The organism is Dactylosporangium maewongense, assembly GCF_039531485.1.
GTDB lineage: Bacteria > Actinomycetota > Actinomycetes > Mycobacteriales > Micromonosporaceae > Dactylosporangium > Dactylosporangium maewongense.
In genome coordinates this window covers 14554-32699 of record NZ_BAAAQD010000050.1, presented here as the reverse complement: position 1 = coordinate 32699, position 18146 = coordinate 14554, and the positions used below count along the sequence as shown (strand labels likewise).

General features: G+C 73.3%; 19 protein-coding genes. 5 read left to right on the top strand and 14 right to left on the bottom strand.

What is annotated here, in order from left to right; translation table 11 throughout:
* Positions 1-240: 240 nt before the first annotated feature.
* Both ABD332_RS56630 and ABD332_RS56625 read right to left on the bottom strand, forming a co-directional pair.
* Positions 241-909: an NADPH-dependent F420 reductase gene (locus ABD332_RS56630; RefSeq protein WP_344514886.1), complete on the bottom strand. Its 669-nt coding sequence runs from the start codon at positions 907-909 to the stop codon at positions 241-243.
* 76 nt (positions 910-985) lie between these two features.
* Complete coding sequence (locus tag ABD332_RS56625) at positions 986-1402, bottom strand: hypothetical protein (RefSeq protein WP_344514884.1); 417 nt, start codon at positions 1400-1402, stop codon at positions 986-988.
* Positions 1403-1526: 124 nt separating this feature from the next.
* Between ABD332_RS56625 and ABD332_RS56620 the strand changes: the two genes are divergently transcribed.
* Positions 1527-1910 (top strand): hypothetical protein, encoded by a 384-nt coding sequence (locus tag ABD332_RS56620; protein WP_344514882.1) that lies wholly within the window; start codon positions 1527-1529, stop codon positions 1908-1910.
* A gap of 3 nt (positions 1911-1913) precedes the next feature.
* Here the strand turns inward: ABD332_RS56620 and ABD332_RS56615 are convergent, their stop codons facing one another.
* From ABD332_RS56615 to ABD332_RS56580, 8 genes are read right to left on the bottom strand one after another with little or no spacing between them, the layout of a single operon-like run.
* The gene (locus ABD332_RS56615; protein WP_344514880.1) at positions 1914-2624 is read right to left on the bottom strand and encodes a class II aldolase/adducin family protein; all 711 of its coding nucleotides are present in this window, start codon (positions 2622-2624) and stop codon (positions 1914-1916) included.
* A 48-nt stretch (positions 2625-2672) separates the two neighbouring features.
* Positions 2673-3335, bottom strand: a complete 663-nt coding sequence (locus tag ABD332_RS56610; RefSeq protein WP_344514878.1) for a hypothetical protein — start codon at positions 3333-3335, stop codon at positions 2673-2675.
* A 49-nt stretch (positions 3336-3384) separates the two neighbouring features.
* Positions 3385-4731: a TolB family protein gene (locus ABD332_RS56605; protein ID WP_344514876.1), complete on the bottom strand. Its 1347-nt coding sequence runs from the start codon at positions 4729-4731 to the stop codon at positions 3385-3387.
* Entirely contained in the window at positions 4719-5399 is a 681-nt protein-coding gene (locus ABD332_RS56600; protein ID WP_344514874.1) for a 4Fe-4S cluster-binding domain-containing protein, read from the bottom strand. The genes ABD332_RS56605 and ABD332_RS56600 overlap by 13 nt, the downstream gene beginning before the upstream one ends.
* Positions 5392-6327, bottom strand: coding sequence for a ComEA family DNA-binding protein (locus tag ABD332_RS56595; RefSeq protein WP_344514872.1), 936 nt, complete (start codon positions 6325-6327; stop codon positions 5392-5394). The genes ABD332_RS56600 and ABD332_RS56595 overlap by 8 nt, the downstream gene beginning before the upstream one ends.
* Positions 6311-6529 (bottom strand): DUF2997 domain-containing protein, encoded by a 219-nt coding sequence (locus ABD332_RS56590; RefSeq protein WP_344514870.1) that lies wholly within the window; start codon positions 6527-6529, stop codon positions 6311-6313. Before ABD332_RS56590 ends, ABD332_RS56595 begins: the two co-directional genes overlap by 17 nt.
* Positions 6526-6981 (bottom strand): hypothetical protein, encoded by a 456-nt coding sequence (locus ABD332_RS56585; RefSeq protein ID WP_344514868.1) that lies wholly within the window; start codon positions 6979-6981, stop codon positions 6526-6528. Before ABD332_RS56585 ends, ABD332_RS56590 begins: the two co-directional genes overlap by 4 nt.
* The gene (locus ABD332_RS56580; RefSeq protein ID WP_344514866.1) at positions 6978-8585 is read right to left on the bottom strand and encodes an AAA family ATPase; all 1608 of its coding nucleotides are present in this window, start codon (positions 8583-8585) and stop codon (positions 6978-6980) included. The genes ABD332_RS56585 and ABD332_RS56580 overlap by 4 nt, the downstream gene beginning before the upstream one ends.
* Before the next feature lie 158 nt (positions 8586-8743).
* Between ABD332_RS56580 and ABD332_RS56575 the strand changes: the two genes are divergently transcribed.
* On the top strand, positions 8744-9859 hold the full coding sequence (locus ABD332_RS56575) for an aromatic ring-hydroxylating oxygenase subunit alpha (protein WP_344514864.1): 1116 nt from the start codon (positions 8744-8746) through the stop codon (positions 9857-9859).
* A gap of 30 nt (positions 9860-9889) precedes the next feature.
* Here the strand turns inward: ABD332_RS56575 and ABD332_RS56570 are convergent, their stop codons facing one another.
* Genes ABD332_RS56570 through ABD332_RS56560 form a run of 3 tightly spaced genes read right to left on the bottom strand, consistent with a single transcriptional unit; the run spans position 9890 to position 12298 of the window.
* Positions 9890-10405, bottom strand: coding sequence for a GNAT family N-acetyltransferase (locus ABD332_RS56570; RefSeq protein ID WP_344514862.1), 516 nt, complete (start codon positions 10403-10405; stop codon positions 9890-9892).
* 31 nt (positions 10406-10436) lie between these two features.
* The gene (locus ABD332_RS56565) at positions 10437-11075 is read right to left on the bottom strand and encodes a response regulator (RefSeq protein WP_344514948.1); all 639 of its coding nucleotides are present in this window, start codon (positions 11073-11075) and stop codon (positions 10437-10439) included.
* A 2-nt stretch (positions 11076-11077) separates the two neighbouring features.
* Positions 11078-12298 carry a sensor histidine kinase gene (locus tag ABD332_RS56560; RefSeq protein ID WP_344514860.1) on the bottom strand — a complete coding sequence of 407 codons (1221 nt, stop codon included), beginning with the start codon at positions 12296-12298 and terminating at the stop codon, positions 11078-11080.
* Positions 12299-12409: 111 nt separating this feature from the next.
* Between ABD332_RS56560 and ABD332_RS56555 the strand changes: the two genes are divergently transcribed.
* The 3 genes from ABD332_RS56555 (at position 12410) to ABD332_RS56545 (ending at position 17822) form a co-directional block, all read left to right on the top strand.
* Positions 12410-13687, top strand: coding sequence for an alpha/beta hydrolase family protein (locus tag ABD332_RS56555; protein WP_344514858.1), 1278 nt, complete (start codon positions 12410-12412; stop codon positions 13685-13687).
* A 95-nt stretch (positions 13688-13782) separates the two neighbouring features.
* Positions 13783-17217, top strand: coding sequence for a glycoside hydrolase family 2 TIM barrel-domain containing protein (locus ABD332_RS56550; RefSeq protein ID WP_344514856.1), 3435 nt, complete (start codon positions 13783-13785; stop codon positions 17215-17217).
* 41 nt (positions 17218-17258) lie between these two features.
* Positions 17259-17822 (top strand): GNAT family N-acetyltransferase, encoded by a 564-nt coding sequence (locus ABD332_RS56545; protein ID WP_344514854.1) that lies wholly within the window; start codon positions 17259-17261, stop codon positions 17820-17822.
* Here the strand turns inward: ABD332_RS56545 and ABD332_RS56540 are convergent.
* Positions 17793-18140: a cyclic-phosphate processing receiver domain-containing protein gene (locus ABD332_RS56540; protein ID WP_425552462.1), complete on the bottom strand. Its 348-nt coding sequence runs from the start codon at positions 18138-18140 to the stop codon at positions 17793-17795. The genes ABD332_RS56545 and ABD332_RS56540 overlap by 30 nt on opposite strands.
* Positions 18141-18146: the final 6 nt, after the last annotated feature.

The following is an 18146-nucleotide window of genomic DNA, read 5'->3' as shown; positions in this document are numbered from 1 at the left end:
GTGCCCGGCCGAGCCGCGCCTGGTCGTCACCGCTCAGCGCGATGGCCCGGGTGGCTCGCGTCTGGTCGTCAGCGCCCAACCGCAGCCCCAATAGCTGGCCGGGTCGTCCGAGTCGGATTGTCAGCGGCTGCCCTGATCGCCGGTCGTTGGTGCACCCTCTTGGTCGCGCGGCGCCCGGCAGCCACCCGAACCTCCGCTCAGGCGGCCCTGGTGGCTGGCCGGGGCGTCCGTGGCAGGTGGTCAGCGCTTGGCCTGGTCGACCGCCGTCCGCAGCTGGTCCGCGGTGGCCTGGTGGCCGGCCGGGTCGTCGAACGTGCCATACGGCGGTCCATACGCGGGCGTGTCAGGCTGGAACCGCCACCCGTCCGCCAGCGTCCCGACGTCGACGGCGTCATAGCCGATGGTGGCCAGGAACTCGACCACGGCGCGCTTCGCGGTCTCGTCGTCGCCGGCGATCGGCAGCGCGCTGCGGTCGTCGGCCTGGCCGGGCCGGGCGAGCGAGCCGAGGTGCTTGAAGTAGATGTTGTTGAACACCTTCACCACGTGGGCGCCGTCCAGGTGCCGCTGCAGCAGCTCGCTGCTGGTCGTCTCGGCGTTGTCCAGCTCGGCGAACGTGCCGTCGCGCTGCGGGTAGTAGTTGTTGGTGTCGATGACGGCCTTGCCCTTGAGCGGCTCTGCCGGCACCTTGTCGAACGCCTTGAACGGCACGCTCACCACCACGATGTCCCCGGCCGCCGCCGCGTCGGCCGACGTGGCCGCCCGCGCCCGCGGTCCGAGCTCGGTGACGAGGTCCTGCAGCGTCTCCGGCCCCCGCGAGTTGCTCACCACCACGTCATACCCGGCCGCGACCGCCAGCCGGGCCACCGTCCCGCCGATGAACCCGCTTCCGATGAACCCGATCGTCGTCATACCGCCGACAACCTCGCCCACCACGGACCGATTCCCTGAAGACCGCGGCGACCAGGGTGATTTCTCAGACACGACCTCATGCGTGGTCCAGGAGGTAGTTGCTGGGCCCCCACTTGATCAGCCACTCCTCGTAGATGCCGGGCCGGCCGCACGCGAGGCAGCGCAGCCCCACGCAGATCCACCGCACGTCGTCGTCATCCTCACGCAGCGAGAACCCGACCGCCGCCGCGAACTCCTCCTCGCCGCACACGCAGGCGCAGACCACCTGCACCTCGTCGTCCTCGTCCCAGTACTCGACGCTGTCGGCGATGAACGCGTGCTGCCCGCACCCCAGACACGTCCGCCGGGCGGCCTTCGCCGTGTCCATCACCCGCACCTCGAACCGCCCGCCGCCGCACGACCCGCAGACGGACTCCCGCACCTCGTCGACCGGATGCTCACCGACCCCGGGCCGCCGGAGGAAGGCGGCGAGCTCCTCGAAGTCCGAAGCCATGTGCCACCTCCCTCCCAACTCCACGTCGATGCAGCCGAGCCTATCCACGAGGTACGACACTTTCCCGCGACGACGACGGCGGCGGGGGTGTCACGTTTCGCGGGCCTCGTACGTCCAGACAACCATGACCAAACGCAGCCCGTTCACGACCGCAGCCCTCGTGCTGGCCGCCATCATCAACGGCGGGCCGGGAGTGTGGGCGTTCTTCGCCCCGCGCTCGTTCTACGACGTCATCGCGACGTACCCGCCGTACAACGAGCATCTGTTCCACGACATCGGCGCGTTCGAGCTCGGGCTGACCGCGGCGATCCTGATCAGCCTGGTCTGGCGGGACGGGCTGTCCGTGGCGCTGTTCGGCGGGGCGGTCGGCGCGACCGTCCACGCGGTCGCGCACTTCCTGGACCGTGACCTCGGCGGCCGGTCCAGCGACCCGTGGACGCTCGGCGCGGTGGCCGTCGTCCTGACCGCCGGCCTCGTCGCACACCGCCGCCGGCCGACGCGAACCTGACGGTCACCCAGCGGTCAGAAGCCTCAGCGCCGCCTGGCCCTGACCGCGAACGTCGCCGCCCAGCACGCGCCACGCCGGGTGGCTGTCCGGCAGTGCCTTCCGCAGCAGCTCGACCCGGCGCCGGTCCGAGCCGGTGAAGCTCTCCCGGTCCGCGTACGGATCCTCCAGGCAGCACAGCAGCGCGGCCGCGTCGGACAGGTGCCGGTCCCGGTCGCGGGTGTCCGTCTGGTAGGCGGCGGCCTTGAGTACCAGAGCGCCGAACGTCGACGGGATGCTGACGGTCGTGATCCGGTCGGGTGTGATCGGGAGCCGGGCGTTGACCGTGCGGCGGAGCGCCTGCGTGCCGCCCTCGATCGCCACCATCGTCCGGCCGCGCAGCTTCTCGACGACCCGGGGCGCGGGATGGTCCGCGATGAGGACGTCGACCTGGTCCGGTGTGCTGCTCAGCAGGTCGACGGTGGCGGTTCCGCGCCGGAAGCGGTGCGCGATCTCGACCCGTGGGTCGGTCGGGGACGCCAGTTCGTACCCGAGAGACTCCAGCGCGGAGGCTGCCGCCGCGGCGACCCCTCGGGTGGTCTCGATGTGCAGGACGATGTCGACGTCGTTGGTGGCACGCACGACATCGACATGCAGTGCAGCTGCGTCATCAGGCCGCCGACGAGCGTCCAGTGCTCGTGCGGGAGGACCGCTTCGATCTCGGCGACGTTGGGCCATGGCGGCAGCCAGCCGCCGCGCGGGCCGGGAATGTCGATGGTCTGGCGGTCAGTCATGGAACCGGGCCAGTGCGCTGGTGAGGGCGTCGAGGCCGGCGCGGCGCTCGCGGACGTCGAGGGACTCCGCGAGGTCCAGCGCCGCCAGCACCGGCCCGGCGCTCGCCAGTTGGGCGACGACGTCGAGCGGCATGTCGGTGGCCCGCAGCGTGAACGGTCCGGCCTCGTCGGGGATCAGGCCGTGGCGGGCGGCGATCGCGTCGAGCTCGGCGGCGGCGACATAGCCGTCGACAGCCACCGTCGCGGTCAGGCCGAGCGCCTCGCTCGCCCGGGAGCTGTCCACCACCTGCCCGCGGAGCCTGCCCGCGGTGCTGGTGTGGCCGGTGTACCGCGAGGCGACCGCCCTTCCGCGGGCGCGTCCCACCAGCTCCTCGGCGGCCATCGCGTGGAGCTGCCTGCGCAGGCGGGACCGCTGGGCGGTGCCGACCCACCTGGCGTCGTGGCCGGACAGCAGCGCGACGGCGCCCCAGGAGGTCGGGCTTGACCAGGCCCGCCACCGGTAGCTGCCCCGGCTCGCCAGATACCGCTCGACCGACATCGCGTCGATGACGCCACGCGCGAGAGACCGCAGCACGCCGGCCGCGACGAGGTGCTGCACCTGGCGGGTGGACACGCCGAGTCGAGCGGCCGCGTCCCCGACCGTCACCAACTCCATGACAGATAGCTTCGCTTTCACGAAGCTATCTGTCAACGCGCGTGGAGTGTCAACGAGCCCGATGGAGTTCGAAGAACCGGATCGTTTCGGAGAAGTCGTCGCCGATGAGGTGCACTGGGGCGCCGGCGTCGACGGGCGGGCGAGCCAGAGGGCGGAGGAAACGCGGCGCTGGGGCGGGTGGGGTGACGGCCGCGGCGGTGAACGGGCCGCCCGCCGCCTCCAGGGCCGTCGGCCCGCCGATGCCCTCGCCGTGGATGAAGACCTGTGTCGCGAGGCCGGAGTCGATCAGGTGTGCGGCAACCGTGCGGCAGTCGGCGGCGTCGGCGAAGTCCTCGATGTCGACGACCGTGAAGCCGTGGTCGTTGAAGCGCCGCACCTGGTCGAGATCTGGCGGGCCCGCGGGCACGCGCACGACGGTGGGGCCGCCGGCTGCGCCGTACACCAGCGCCACCAGCAACCGGTCGCCGTCGACCGGTACAGGAAACCGCGAAGGGGCGGGGACCGAAGCGGACGCGACGACCCTGCGAACAGAGCCGGCCGGGTCCACGATCGCGAGCTGCTGTCCGAGGCCCGGCGCGGAGCCGACCAGGGCCACCGAAGAGCCCCATGCCGTCAAGGAGGGGTTGATCATGGTGTACGGGAGGGGGACAGCCGAGCCGTCGAGCAGCAGGCGGTGGGTGGGGCCCTCGCGCACGAGCATGGCGATCCGGCCGTCGTCGAGGAAGCAGTACGACGCGTTGCCCAGCTCCCACGGCGGCGCCGCGCAGTCGGTGGGCATCGGGGCGATGGCCGTGCCGTCGTGGCGGTACAGGTTCCACCAGCCGGTCCGGTCGGACATGAAGTACAGCATCCCGTCGGGGCCCCAGCGTGGCTCGGTCGCCGCCTCGTCGCCGCCCCCCGCGACGCGCATCGGGTCGCCGATGTCGCCGCCGGGCTCGTAGCCGGCGACCCACACCTCGCACGCGTCCCACGGCATGTCCTTCGCGCTCCACCACGTCCAGGCGAGCATGCCGCCCGCCGGTCGCGGCGCCCCGAAGAAGCCCGCGGCCTCGGCCAGGACCCGCAACGAACCCCCGTCGAGCGGGACCGCCACGAGCGCGTCGCCGGCCGAGTCCTCCCGGACGGCGAGGAGCTCACCGTCGCCGAGGGCGAGGTCGCCGAACGCCCCCTCCGCGACCAGCGTCGAGTCCCGGAACAGGCCGTCCGGCGTGGCGCACCAGACCGCGTCCGGCGCGACCACGAAGTCGCCACCGCCGTACACGTGCGCCCCGCCGCCGACGCTCACGCCCGGTGGGGTCACGTCGACCGGCTCGCCGCCGGGCTCCCACCGCAGCAGCCGCGCCCCGTCCACCCAGTGCAGCGCGTCGCCGTGCGGATCGTGTCTCAGGTCGTGCACGGCTCCGATTCTCCACGCCGCCGTTGCCCGAGGCCGGCGAGGAGGGTGTCGAGCGCGTCGAGCTCCGCCCAGCCGTTCACCGCGACCCGCCCGTCGGCGCCGACCGTGACCTCCACCCGGTCGGGGGTCGTGGTGAGGTCGTCCAGCAGGTGCGGGAAGCGGTCGCTCAACAGCACGAACTCCTGGTTGGTCGAGCCCGCCCAGGGGCGGGCGGTGTCGACCTTGCCGGCGACGTACGGGCCCGCCACCAGCAGGTCCGTCGCGGCGAGCAGGGCGGCGACGTCAGACCTGCCGGCTGCTTCGGCTTCGTGGAGCTGGCCGGTGGTGTACCCGGTGAACGTCATCACCGACCGCCCCGCCGCCTGGACCGCCGCGGCGGCCTTGGCGAGCGCGGCGGCCTGGTCGAACGGCTCGCCACCGAGGAAGGTCACCCCGGTGGTGTTCGCCGCCAGTACACGAGCCGCCAACGCTTCCACAGGGGTCATGGCGCCGCCGCGGAAGGCCCACAGGTGCGGGTTGAAGCAGCCCTGGCAGCGGATGGTGCAACCTTGCACCCAGACCGCGGTCCGCTCGCCGGGGCCTTCCGCGGTGGTGGCGGCGAGGAACCTCGCGACGGCGACGTTGTCGGGATCCGTGTTCGTCGCCGGTACGAGCGGCAGCTCAGACATCCAGCACCCGGCCCTCCGGCGGCCGCTGCCAGTGCGTCGTCGGCGGCGTGCAGGTCAGCCGGTCCCGCAGCGGGGCGAACTCGTGCGGCGCCAGGCCGGCGGCGGACGCGAACTCCTCCACGCTCGCGAACCCGGCGCGCCGCCCGCGCTCGGCGACGGTCCGGCGCACCCGGTCCAGGTCGAACCCAGGCAGCCGGGCCAGGTCCGCCGCGGAGACGGTGTTCACGTCCACGACGGCCGGCGCCCCCTGATCGAAGCCGGCAGCGGGCGGGCCTTGGCTGAAGGCGCCCTTGTCGAGCGGGACGGCGGGCGGCCCTTGACCGAACGGGGCGGCCTGCGGCCCTTGGCCGAAGGCGGCGGGAAGGCCTTGACCGAAGGCGGCGACCGGTGGGCCGGGGTTGAAGGCGGGCGCCGGTGAGCCGGGGTTGACAGCGGTGGCCGCTGGGCCGGGGAACGCGGGTGGCGCCGGGTTGGAGTAGGCGGGCGGCACGGTGAAGTTGGCTGCGGGCGCTGGCTGCTGCCAGGTCGGCGGCGGGGCGGACGGCTCGGCGTACCAGGGGACGTAGCCCGCCCGCCACTGCAACCACGCCGAGTTGAGCAGGCAGGCGTGCACCACGCCGGCGAACCAGAGCGCCAGCCACACCCCTATGGCCCAGTTGGCGACGGCGGAGGGCTGCCCTTGCGGGGAAGCGCCGACGAGCAGGAAGCTGACCCAGCTGAGCACCATGTACACGATCCCGGCGATCCACCAGGCCGGCCGTCTGGCGCGCAACCCGACGTAGAGGAACCCGGCGCTACCGATGCAGCTGGAGCCGAGGATCGGCAGCAGCAGCCACCAGCTCTGCAGGATCCGCCAGCTCAGCTTCGCCGCTGGGTTCGGTCCGTACTGCGGCGTGTACGGCCGGAACGCGTCAGGCACGATCGACATCCCGCTGCACCTCGAGGACGGGCTCGTCGACGCGGACCCGGGCGTAGTCGGCGGTGTAGGCGCTCTGCACGGTGCGGGCGGCGAGCAGGTCCTCCAGCACCGCGATGTAGTCGAGGCACTCGCCGCCGAGCAGCCCCTCGGTCTCGGCGCTGATCTGCCCGTCGCTGCCGACGGTGACGACGATGCGCGGCGTGGACGTCACGACGACTTCCCTTCCACGGCGAAGACGAGCTTGACGCTGCTGTCGGCGGCGACGCTCTCGGACTCCAGGCGCAGCCCCGCCGCGGGCGCCCGTTCCCGCAGCCGCTCCAGCACCGCCCGCTGGACCTGCAGGCCGTAACCGGCGTCGATCGCGCGGACGATGTCCACGGCGCGCGCCTCGTCGACGTCGCCGGTGAAGTGCGCGGCCCAGATCTCGTCCTCGCCGCGGGTGAAGCGGGCCTGCGTGCCCTTCCACCTGGCGACGATCTCCTCGCCGGTCTCGGTGACCTCCGCCTGCGTCCCGCGCAGCGCGGCGGCCAGCAGCGACGCGTCCCGCATCCGGGTCTGCACCTGGCAGACCGCCTGCTGCTGCTCGTCCCGCCCGGACCGCAGGCCGTGCGCGGCGCTCACGGCGGCCACGGCCAGCGGCACCAGGATCAGCGACACACTCATCCGGCACCTCCTGTCGACGTCGCGGAACCCATGCCCGGCGGCGGTGCGCCCAGGTCCCAGTCCTCGGCCGCGGTCGCGGCCACCGCCCGCGTCTCGGCCCACGCCCGGATCGCGGCGACCCGCTCGGCCTGGGTGACGGTCAACGGCACCATGTTCACCGTCGCGCGGATCAGGTCGTCCTGGCGCAGCGGCCGGCGTTCGGCGAACGCGTCGAACAGGCCGGACACGACCGCCTGCTCGATCTCCGCGCCCGAGTACCCGGCGCTGAAGTCGCACAGCTCGGCCACGACGCGCTCGTCCACGCTCAGCTCGCCGGCGACGGCCTTGTGCCGCAGCCGCTTGCCCAGGTGCACCCGCCAGATCGAGGCCCGCTCGGTGCGGGTCGGCAGGTCCACAAAGAAGATCTCGTCGAAGCGCCCCTTGCGTAGCAGTTCCGCCGGCAGCCGCTCGATGTCGTTGGCGGTGGCGATGACGAAGACCGGCTTCGTCTTCTCCTGCATCCAGGTGAGGAACGTGCCGAAGACCCGCGGCGTCGTGCCGCCGTCGCCGACGCCGGCCGCGAAGCCCTTCTCGATCTCGTCGACCCACAGCACGCACGGCGCGGTCGCCTCCGCGGTGCGCAGCGCCGTGCGCATGTTCTGCTCGCTGGACCCGACGATCCCGGCGAACACCCGGCCGACGTCCAGCCGCAGCAGCGGCAGCCCCCACGCCGCCGCGACCGCCTTCGCCGTCAGCGACTTGCCGCAGCCCGGCACGCCGGTGATCAGCACGCCGCGGGGCGCCGGCAGCCCGTACTGCGCGGCGGCGGCCAGCCAGGAGCCGTCCCGTTTCGCGAGCCACCGCTTCAGGTTCTCCAGCCCGCCGACGTCCGCGAGCTCCGCGCCGCCCTCCGCGTACTCCAGCACCCCGGACCGGCTGACGGCCTGCCGCTTCTCGTCGTGCACGACGGCGAGGTCATGGACGTCGAGGACGCCGTCGCTGACCATCGCGCGGGCGAACGCGTTCTCCGCCTCGTGCAGCGTCAGGCCGGCGGCGGCCTTGGCGAACCGCTCCCGGTCCACGTCGCTTAACCCGATCCGGATCCGCCCGCCCGCCGCGTTGCTGGCGATCATGCTGTCCAGCAGCGCCCTGATCTCGGCCTCGCCCGGCAGCGGGAAGTCGACGACCGTGATGTCCTTCTCCAGCTCGACAGGGATCCGCAGTACCGGTGACACGATCACCAGGACCCGCGGCACCTGCCCGGAGCGGAACGCCGCCGCCACGTCACGGACCCGCCGCACCACCACGGGGTTCGCCGGCCGGTCACCACCGCCGAGCGCCGCGTGCAGGTCCTTGAAGAGGAATACGCCCGGTTCGCGGCCGCGCAGGACCACGTCGAGCGCGGCCTCGGGCTCGGTCGTGCCCCGGTGCGGCACACCGTCCGGCTGGACCAGCCCCTGCGTCGCCGACCACGTCCACACCGGGCGGGGCGTGCGCAGCAGCGACGCGTCCCGCGCCACCGCGGTCACCTCGGCGAGGACCCGCTGCTCCTCGTACGACTCGATGTAGAGCACGGGGAAGCGCGCCTTGAGCAACTGGGCCAGGTCGCCGCGAAACCCCCGCATCCCGGCTGCCCTCCAGTCCTCGTCGAGCGCACGACTGTAGCAACGCGCCGCCACGTCTCCGACACGATCGAGCCAGGTGGGAGGGTGGCGATTCGCCACCTGTCACGGCGGCGCGTAGTGCCGTTCCCGGATCGCCGTGGGCGGGTCATGATGGAGGGATGGAAGCGCCGGTGGAGCGGGGGGCCGTTGAGGCCGCGTTGTTGCCGTTCGGGTCGTCGCGGATGTTGCCCGCGGCGGCGTACACCGACCCCGCGGTGCTGGCTTGGGAGCGGCGGCACCTGTTCGCGGACGCGTGGACGTGCGTGGGGCGCGTCGACGAGCTGCGGGAAGGGTGCACGCAGCGGGCGGTCACCGTCGGCGACGTCGGGGTGCTGCTGACCTTCCCGGCCGGGGCCGTCCGCGCGTTCGCCAACGTGTGCCGGCACCGGGCGCACGAGCTGCTGCCGGACGGGGCGTCGAACGGGCGGCCGTCGGCCGTGTGCCCGTATCACGGGTGGGCGTTCCGGCTCGACGGGAAACTCGCGACCGCGCCCGGGATGGGGGCGGTCGACGCCGGCGAGCTCGGGCTGATCGAGCTGCCCGCCGCCGAGTGGGAGGGGTGGCTGTTCGTCAACGCGGGCGCCCGCGCGGAGCCGTTCGGCGAGCACCTGGGGGACCTGGAGCGGTTGCTGCGTCCGTACGGGATGGGCGAACTCCAACTGGGAGCCAGGCACGAATACCGGGTGGCCGCCAACTGGAAGGTGATGATCGACAACTATCACGAGTGCTACCACTGCCCGCTGATCCACCCCGAGCTGTGCAAGGTGTCGCCGCCCACGTCGGGCGACAACTGGGCCTTGCCGGGGGCGTGGGTCGGGGGCTCGATGGACCTGCGGCCGCACGCGACCACGATGTCGTTCGACGGGAGCGGGCCCGGGCACTTCATCCCCGACGCGCCGCGCCGCACGGTGCTGTACGTGGGGCTCTTCCCCAATCTGCTGGTGTCGGCGCATCCGGACTACGTGATGACGCACCGGCTGACGCCTGTCGAGCCGGGGCTGACGACGATCGAGTGCAGCTGGTTCTTCCCGGAGGGGTTCACCGAGACGGCGTACGCCGTCGACTTCTGGGACCTGACGAACCGGCAGGACTGGGCCGCGTGCGAGTCCGTCCAGCGCGGGCTGGCCTCCCCGCACTTCGTCCCGGGGCCGCTCGCCCCCAACGAGGACGCCGTCTACCAGTGGACGACCCTGATCGCCGAGGCGTACCTCGGCCGCGGGATCCGCCTGACCTAGCCGCTTGGCGCTGGGCCGGCGCCGCGGCGCTCAGCCCAGCTTCTTCGTCAGGGTCTCGAACCGCAGGTCGTCGCGCAGCGGGCGGCCGAAGCGCTCGTCGCCGTACGGGAACGGCGACAGCTCGCCGGTCCTGGCGAAGCCGCGCCGCTCGTACCAGGCGATGAGGTCGTCCCGCTGGACGATCACCGTCATCCGCAGCTCGCCGGCGCCCCACTCGTCCCGGGACCGCCGCTCGGCCTCCTCGAGGACCGCCCGGCCGAGCCCGTTGCCCTGCTGCCGGGGGTCGACGGCGAACATGCCGAAGTAGACGTACCCGTCGCGCCGCTCCAGTTGGCAGCACCCGACGACGCCCCGCTCGTCCTCCGCCACCAGGACGAAGCCGGTGGCGATCGCCTCCGCGACCATCTCCGGGTCGGCTCGCTGGCCTTCGAGGAGGTCCGCCTCGGTCGTCCACCCTTCGCGGCTGCTGTCCCCGCGGTACGCGCGCTGCACCAACTCCACCAGCGCCGGCACATCGTTCGGCGTCGCACCCCGGAACTTCACCATGCCGAGCATTATGCAGCCTGCTCAAGACGGGTCAGCGGTGGTCGAGGTAGCTCAGGACGGCCAGGACGCGGCGGTGGTGGTCGCCGGACGGGGGGAGGCCGAGCTTCGCGAAGAGCGAGTTGATCAGGTTGTTGACCGACTTCTCCGTGATGACGAGACGGGCGGCGATGGCGGCGTTGGAGTGGCCTTCGGCCATGAGACGGAGGACCTCGGCCTCGCGGCCGGTGAGGCCGTCGAGCGCGGACGGCTGGTGGATCAGCTGCGCGACGACCTCCGGGTCCATGACCGTGCCGCCGGCGGCGACGCGGCGGACGGCGTCGACGAACTCGCGGACCTCGGCGACCCGGTCCTTCAGCAGGTAGCCGACGGCACCGGACCGGTCGGCGAGGAGGTCACGGGCGTAGAGGCGCTCGACGTACTGGGACAGGACGAGCACCGGCAGGCCGGGCACCGCGCGGCGGGCGGCGACGGCGGCGCGCAGCCCCTCGTCGGTGAAGGTCGGCGGCAGGCGGACGTCCACCACCGCGACGTCCGGGGCGGCGGCGACGATCCGGTCGGCGAGACCGGCGCCGTCGGGGTCGGTGGCGGTGACGTCGAACCCGTACGCGGTCAGCATCCGGGTCAGCCCGTCCCGCAGCAGCACCTGGTCCTCGACGATCAAGATGCGCACGGTCAAGCCTCGCACGGCAGTGACATCTCCAGCACGGTCGGGCCACCCGATGGGCTGGTGACGTGCAGGGTGCCGTCGAACGCGGAGAGGCGGCGCTGGATGCCGAGCAGGCCGGTGCCCCGGGACGGGTCGGCGCCGCCGACGCCGTTGTCGCGCACCGTGATGTGCACCGCGTCGCCCGCGTCCACGAGCGCGATCCGGATCTCGCCGGCGCCGCTGTGCCGGATCGCGTTGCCCAGCGCCTCGGCGGTGGCGAAGTAGGCGGCGGCCTCGACGGGTGCCGCCAGCCGCCGCGCCAGCCGCAGATCCAGTTGTACGGTGACCGCGCTGCCCAGCACGAGCGCGTGCACGGCGGCGGCCAGGCCGCGGTCGGCGAGGACGGGCGGGTGAATGCCGCGGACCAGGCCGCGCAGCTCGGTGAGCGCGGCGCCGGCGCCGGTCCGCGCCTCGGCCAGCAGGGCCTTCGCCACCGCCGGGTCGTCGTCGATGACGTCCGACGCGACGCCGAGGTGCATGGCGAGCAGGACCAGCCGCGCCTGGGCGCCGTCGTGCAGGTCGCGTTCGATGCGGCGCAGCTCGGCGGCGGACGCGTCGACGGCGGCCGCCCGGGTCGTGGTGAGCCGGTCGACGCGGGCCGCCAGCCGGGCCGCAGACGTGGGCGCGAGCAGCGCCCGGGCCAGCGCGGCCTGGGCCCGGACCAGGTGGCGCGGCAGCCACACCGCGACGACCGTGAGGCCGGCGCCGACCGGCACCAGGATCCAGGTCAGCGGTCCCGAGCGGCCGGTCCACTCCAGCACCGCCGGGTCGTAGCCCGTCGGCGACGGCAGCAGGGCGCGCAGCGCGGGGGCGGTCACGCACTGGACGGCGGCGAGCCACAGCGCGACGGCGACGACGAAGCCGCCGACGCCGGCCACGAACTGGCACGGCAGCCACAGCAGGTCCCGCCACGTCGCCGGGTCGCGCACCACGGTCCGCAGCCGCGCCAGCGGCCCGCCGGTGAGCGGCGCGTACGGGGCTGGCACCGCCGCGGCCCGGCGCTGCACGCCGGCCAGCTTGCGGCAGGCCCACAGCGCGGCCGCGAACAGGAGCACTCCCGCTCCGGCGGCGAGGCTCGCCGGTACCGACGCCGCAAACGAAACCAGCAGCACCGGGGCCGGCAGTCCGACGGCCGCGCCCACCGCGAGCCGGAGCAGCTCGGCCAATCGATCACGAAAGCGGTTCACGGCTCCGACGGTAGGCGGCGCCGGGGCGGGCCGGACAGGGTGCGGACACCTGAATGCACAGGGGTGTCGCCGCCCTGGGCCTGCCTGCCCGCGACGGCCAGGCTGAGCGGCATGCGAAGGATCATGATGGCGATCGCGGCGGCGGTGCTGGTGGCGGCGCCCCTGACCGTGGGAACGCCGGCACAAGCCGCACCCGAGGGATTGACGGCGACCGAGGTGACGTTCACCGGCAACGGCGGCGTCACGCTGCACGGCACCGTGCTCGCGCCCACCGGAGGGGATGCCAGGAAACCGGCCATCGTGCTGCTGGAGGGCGCCGGCAGCCGGGGCCGCGGCTACCTGCGGGCGGAGGCCGAGGCGTACGCACGGCACGGCATCGTGACGCTCACCTACGACAAGCGCAGCACCGGGTACTCCCTGATGCACCGCGACTACTCGGTGCTGGCCGACGACGCGCTCGCCGGGCTCCGCCTGCTGCGCGCCCGGCCGGATGTCGATCTCCGGAAGACCGGCCTGTGGGGGCTGTCGGAGGGCGCGTTCGTCGCCCCGATCGCCGCGAACCGCTCGACCGACGTCACGTTCGTCATCACCGTCGGCGCGGTCGGCACGACACCGGCGGAGGAGACGGCGTGGGCGTACGGGCAGTACCTGCGCCACGCCGGCGTCCGCGGCCCGCTGCCCCGGCTGATGCAGACCAGCGTGGTCCGCGCGACGATCGACCTCGGGCTCTTCGCCGAGGCCGGCTTCGACCCGGTGCCGCACTGGGAGCGGGTCCGCCAGCCGGTCCTCCTGCAGTGGGGCGAGCTCGACCGCGACGCCGTGCCGTCGCTCAGCAGCCGGCTCATCGGCGGGGCGCTCGACCGCGGCGGCAACCCGCACCACACGGTCCGGGTCGTCGCCGGCACCAACCACGTCCTGCACCGCACCGAGGACGACGGCTTCGACCGGCTGCCGCTCCTCCCGGCCGGCTACGGGGACTTCGAGGCCGCCTGGATCGCCGACCCGGCCGTCGAAGCGCCGGGCGTCGCACTCCCGGCGGAGGCGGCGATCGTCGACAGCGCGCCACGCGGCTGGTGGGACACGACCTGGGCGAGGCTGGTGACCGCGGCGCTCCTGCTGGGCGCGCTGGTCGCGGGCGTGGTCAGGCACAGGGCGTGGCTGCCGGCCGGACTCGCCGCGGCCACCGTCGCCGGCACCCTCGCCTACCTGTTCTTCCTGCTTGCCGTCGCGGGCAAGGTGGCCGGCCCGATCGTCCTCGGCCAGCCCCTCGCGTGGCTCACCCTGCAGCTGCTCGCCGTCGCGACCGTGGCGGCGGCCGCCTGGCGGCGCCGGCCCATCGAAGGAGCACTGTTCGCGGTCTGGGCCGTCCAGTGGTTGACGGCTTGCTGAGAGTGCATTAGCTTCGCGTCTACTGCAAGCCGCTTCCCGAATCGGATCCGCCAGCAGCCGATTCCGGCAGGCAGCTCCCATCTTCGGAGGCCCGTGTGACCCCGCATCGGCGCGACGTCCTCAAACTCATCGGTGCCGGCACCGCCGGAGCCTTCCTGCCCGTTGTCCTTCCCGTTGTCCTGAACAGTCCGGCGCAGGCCGCCGGCTCGGCCGTGGTCCCGCTCGACGGGGACTGGCGCTTCGCGACCGACCCCGGCGGCACCGGCGAGGCGTCCGGCTGGGCCACGCCCGGCTTCGACGACTCCGGCTGGGCGACGCTGCGCATCCCCGGCAACTGGGACGTCCACGACGCGTGGGCCGGCTACCGCGGCTGGGGCTGGCACCGGCGCACCGTCGCGTCGCCCGCCATCAGCGCCGGGCAGGTCGTCCGGCTGCGGTTCGAGGCCGTCTACCACCGGGCCAGGGTCTGGTTCAACGGCGCCTACCTCGGCGAACACTCCGGCGGCTACACGCCGTTCGAGTTCGACGTCACGAGCCGGCTCGCCGCTACCAACACCGTCGTGGTGGCGGCGAGCAACACGTACAGCATCGGCGCCTGGTGGCCGTGGGGCGGGATCAGCAGGTCGGTGTCGCTCACCGTCGACGCCGCCGTGCGGATCGAGCGGCAGCACGTCATCGCCACCCCGGACCTGACGACCGGCACGGGGGCGGTCGTCAACTGGGTGACGGTGTCCAACGCCGGCGTGACCGCGAAGACCGTCACCGTGCGGAGCGCGTTCCCGTGGGGCACCCCAGCGACGACGATCACCGTGCCCGCTCGGGGCACCGCCGAGGCGAGGCTGGACAGCAGTGTCCCATCCGGTGGGTACGCGCTGTGGGGGTTGGACCGGCCCGGCCTGTACACCTGCGAAACCACCGTCCTGGACGGTGCGACCGCGCTGCACGTGAAGTCGGACCGCTTCGGCTTCCGCAAGGTCGAGATCCGCGGCACTGCGCTGCTGCTCAACGGCGAACCGGTCCGGCTCAACGGCTACAACCGGGTCGGCGACGACCGGGTCGCCGGCGCGACCGAGCCGACCTACCTGGTGCGGCGCGACCTCGACCGGATGAAGGCGGCCGGGGCCGGCCTGATGCGCATCCACCACGTGCCGCAGACGCCGGAATTGCTCGACTACGCCGACGAGATCGGCATGCTGCTCATCGAGGAGATCCCCGTCTGGGGCACCGGCGCCAACCTCGACCCCGCCGACGAGGTCACCCGCGCCGAGCTGCGCGACATGATCCGCCGCGACTACAACCACCCGTCGGTCATCGCCTGGTCGGTGGCGAACGAGATCCGCGGCACCAGCGCGGAGGGCATGACGTTCGTCCGCGAGATGATCGCCCACATTAAGTCCACATTGGACAGCACCCGCCTGTGCACGTACGTCAGCAACACCTACGCGGGCGCCGCCACGCCCGGCGCGGAGGCGTTGCAGTACACGGACTTCGCGTGCCTCAACATGTACGGCGACTTCGCCGGCAACGTCGACCACGTGCACGGCCTCTACCCCGACAAGCCGATCTTCGTATCGGAGTACAGCTCGGACAGCTTCACGTTCCCCACCAGCCGCGAGGACGTCGACTTCCGCACGACCAGCGACGCGGCGGCCCTCGCTTATCCGTCCCGGCCGTGGGTGGTGGGCAGCTCGCACTGGACGTTCAACGACTACCGCAGCGGCTACGGCGGCTCGTCCCCGGACCAGGTGCGCGGCTGGGGGATCCAGAACGTGTGGGGCCAGCGGAAGCGGGCCTACGCACAGTTGCAGGCGACGAACGCCCTTGTGGGGCTTGGTCTTCTGTCTTCCGGCGGCCTGACCATGTTGTCGCTGTCCGTCAAGGATGGGCCCGCCCGGATCCTGCGAGGGCACCGGCTCGCGTGGCAGGTCACCGACGCGGCCGGCACGGTGATCGACGGGCGGCTGCTACCGCTGCCCGACATCGCGCCCGGCAGCCCCACGCTGCAGCGGGCCGTCCGGTGGACCGACCCCGGCACCGCCGTCCGGCAGCGGCTGACGCTGCTCGCGCCCTCCGGCCACGAGGTCGCCGTGTCCACATTGGACGTCCGGGTGCCGGCAGCGCCGACCATCAGCTCCGTGCAGGCCGCGAATGGCGCCGTCCGCGTCGTCTTCGACCGGGTCGCCAACGCCGACGGCTACCGGGTGCTCGCCTCGACCGGCGCCACCAGCGCCGACACCATCAACGGGTTCGCCGACGTGACGCTGGCCAACGGGGTCGCGGCGCAGGTGCGGGTGGTCGCGTTCAACGGCGCCGGCACGTCGGCCGCGTCGGCGCCGGTGACCGTCACGCCCGGCGGCACCCTCGCGCTGCCGCCGAAGATCCAGGACGTGGTCCCGGTCGACGGCGGGCTCGTGCTCGGCTTCATCGTCGCGCCCGGGGCGGCCGACCACCAGGTGGAGGTGCAGGGCGGCCCGTCGTTCACCACCACGCTCAAGGGCTCGGTCCGCATCGTGACCAGCGGCTCCGCAGTACGCGTCAAAGGCGACAACACCGTGTGGAGCGAATACGTCTCGCCGTCCGGGGGCTTCGCGACCCACGGCGCGCTCGCCGCGGACGACCGGGTCGCGGTGCGGATCACCCCCGACCCGTTCGCGGAGCGCTACGAGGTGACCGCCACCGGCGGCGGGCGGACCGTGACGCGCGTCGTGGAGTCCTCGGCGGTGGAGCTGCTGACCGTCGCCGGCCTGGTCGCCGACACCGCTCAGAGTGTCGTCGTCCGCTGCGGTACGAGCGGTGGCTGGTCGGATCCGGTCACCGTGGCCACCCGGACGGTCCCGGTGCTACCGGCGGGTGCGCCGGCCACGCCGACCGGACTCGGCAGCTCGACCAGCGGGGGCGTGACGACGCTCGTGTGGTCCCCGGTGCCCGGCGCCGCCGGCTACCTCGTCGCAGCCACCGACTGCGGATCGCTGCCCACCACGGTCGTCACCTCGGCCGCGTCGCTGGTCGTGGGGGCCGCGTCCGCGGTCGCCGGCGTCGCCTACCGGGTCACGGCCATCGGGGAGGGCGGCGTCAGCGCCGCGTCCGCCGGCTACGTCGTGCCCGGCACGCCGGGGCCGCGGCAGGTGACGGTCACGCCCCTCGACACGGCCGCCGACTGCGCCGGCAACGTCCGTTACCGCGAGGCCGGCACCTGGCTGGCGAGCAGCCTGCCCGGCGTGGACGGCACCCCGAGCCGGTACAGCAACACCGCCGGCTCCACCGCCACCTGGGCGCCGACGCTGCGGGCCGCCGGCACGTACCGGGTCGAGGTGTGGGTGCCGGCGAGCAGCAGCAGCACGACCGCGGCCGCGTACCAGGTCACCCACGGCGGCGGGACGGCCTCGCTGACGGTGAACCAGGTCAGCGTCGGCGGCTCCTGGTACACGCTGGGCACGTGGTCGTTCGTCCAGGGTGCTTCGGGGAAGGTCGTGCTGACCGCCGGCACCACGTTCGCCCGCGCCTCGGCGGTCCGTTTCACGCCCGCGTAATTCGGCTGCCGGCGCTGATTCCGCGGTGCGAGGATGGCGCGATGTCGTTCACTGTCAGGCCCGTGCAGGCGTCCGAGTGGCCGCTGGTGAAGGAGCTCCGGCTCGCCGCGCTGCAGGATCCGGTCGCGCCGATCGCGTTCCTGGAGACGTACGAGCGGGCCGTCGCCCAGCCGGACGACTTCTGGCAGGGCCGCGCGGCCGACGCGGCACTCGGTGAGACGGTCCGCCAGTTCATCGGTGAGTCTCCCGAGGGCCGCTGGCTCGGCTCGGTCACCGTCCTGGTCGAGCCCGCCGGCGTCGAGGACTTCTGCGGCCAGACCGCGCCGTTCGCCCAGACGCACGTCGTCGGCGTCTTCGTGCGCCCCGAGGCGCGCGGCACCGGCCTGGCCCTGGTGCTGTTCGACGCGGCGGTCGAGTGGTCCCGGACCCAGCCCGTCGACCGGGTCCGCCTCTACGTGCACGAGTCCAACGCCCGCGCCCAGGCGCTCTACGAGAAGGCCGGCTTCAAGCGCACCGGCGTCGAGGTGACCCTGTCGGCCGGTCCCGAGTTCGAGTACGCCTTCCCGCTCGTGTCCTCACTCCCCGAGGTACGCGACCTGGGGTGATCCCGTGGCGGACCGGACCTCGTACCCCCACCGGCGCAGGGCCTGCAGCATCTTCGCCACGCCCGGCGGGTTGGCGGAGTGGACGAGGACGACCCCGATGTCGAACGGCCTGCCCTCGAACGCCGCCATCTCCAGGACCTCCACCACCGGCCAGATCGTGTCGTCGCCGCCGAGGTCGTGATCCAGCCACAGCTCGTCGATCCGCGCCTGCCGGTGCCGGTGCAGCGCCTCGACGCCCGCCGCGCTGGTCCGGGCGACCTCGGCCGCCCGGCCGTCCACGAAGGACCGCAGGTCGTCGACGAGGATCACTTTCGCCATCAGCGG

Bases quoted from the DNA above. Each gene is read 5' to 3' on its own strand.
- ABD332_RS56630 (WP_344514886.1), bottom strand. From the start codon at position 909: ATGACGACGATCGGGTTCATCGGAAGCGGGTTCATCGGCGGGACGGTG.
- ABD332_RS56625 (WP_344514884.1), bottom strand. From the start codon at position 1,402: ATGGCTTCGGACTTCGAGGAGCTCGCCGCCTTCCTCCGGCGGCCCGGG.
- ABD332_RS56620 (WP_344514882.1), top strand. From the start codon at position 1,527: ATGACCAAACGCAGCCCGTTCACGACCGCAGCCCTCGTGCTGGCCGCC.
- ABD332_RS56615 (WP_344514880.1), bottom strand. From the start codon at position 2,624: ATGGCCCAACGTCGCCGAGATCGAAGCGGTCCTCCCGCACGAGCACTG.
- ABD332_RS56610 (WP_344514878.1), bottom strand. From the start codon at position 3,335: ATGGAGTTGGTGACGGTCGGGGACGCGGCCGCTCGACTCGGCGTGTCC.
- ABD332_RS56600 (WP_344514874.1), bottom strand. From the start codon at position 5,399: ATGTCTGAGCTGCCGCTCGTACCGGCGACGAACACGGATCCCGACAAC.
- ABD332_RS56595 (WP_344514872.1), bottom strand. From the start codon at position 6,327: ATGTCGATCGTGCCTGACGCGTTCCGGCCGTACACGCCGCAGTACGGA.
- ABD332_RS56585 (WP_344514868.1), bottom strand. From the start codon at position 6,981: ATGAGTGTGTCGCTGATCCTGGTGCCGCTGGCCGTGGCCGCCGTGAGC.
- ABD332_RS56580 (WP_344514866.1), bottom strand. From the start codon at position 8,585: ATGCGGGGGTTTCGCGGCGACCTGGCCCAGTTGCTCAAGGCGCGCTTC.
- ABD332_RS56575 (WP_344514864.1), top strand. From the start codon at position 8,744: ATGGAAGCGCCGGTGGAGCGGGGGGCCGTTGAGGCCGCGTTGTTGCCG.
- ABD332_RS56570 (WP_344514862.1), bottom strand. From the start codon at position 10,405: ATGGTGAAGTTCCGGGGTGCGACGCCGAACGATGTGCCGGCGCTGGTG.
- ABD332_RS56555 (WP_344514858.1), top strand. From the start codon at position 12,410: ATGCGAAGGATCATGATGGCGATCGCGGCGGCGGTGCTGGTGGCGGCG.
- ABD332_RS56545 (WP_344514854.1), top strand. From the start codon at position 17,259: ATGTCGTTCACTGTCAGGCCCGTGCAGGCGTCCGAGTGGCCGCTGGTG.
- ABD332_RS56540 (WP_425552462.1), bottom strand. From the start codon at position 18,140: ATGGCGAAAGTGATCCTCGTCGACGACCTGCGGTCCTTCGTGGACGGC.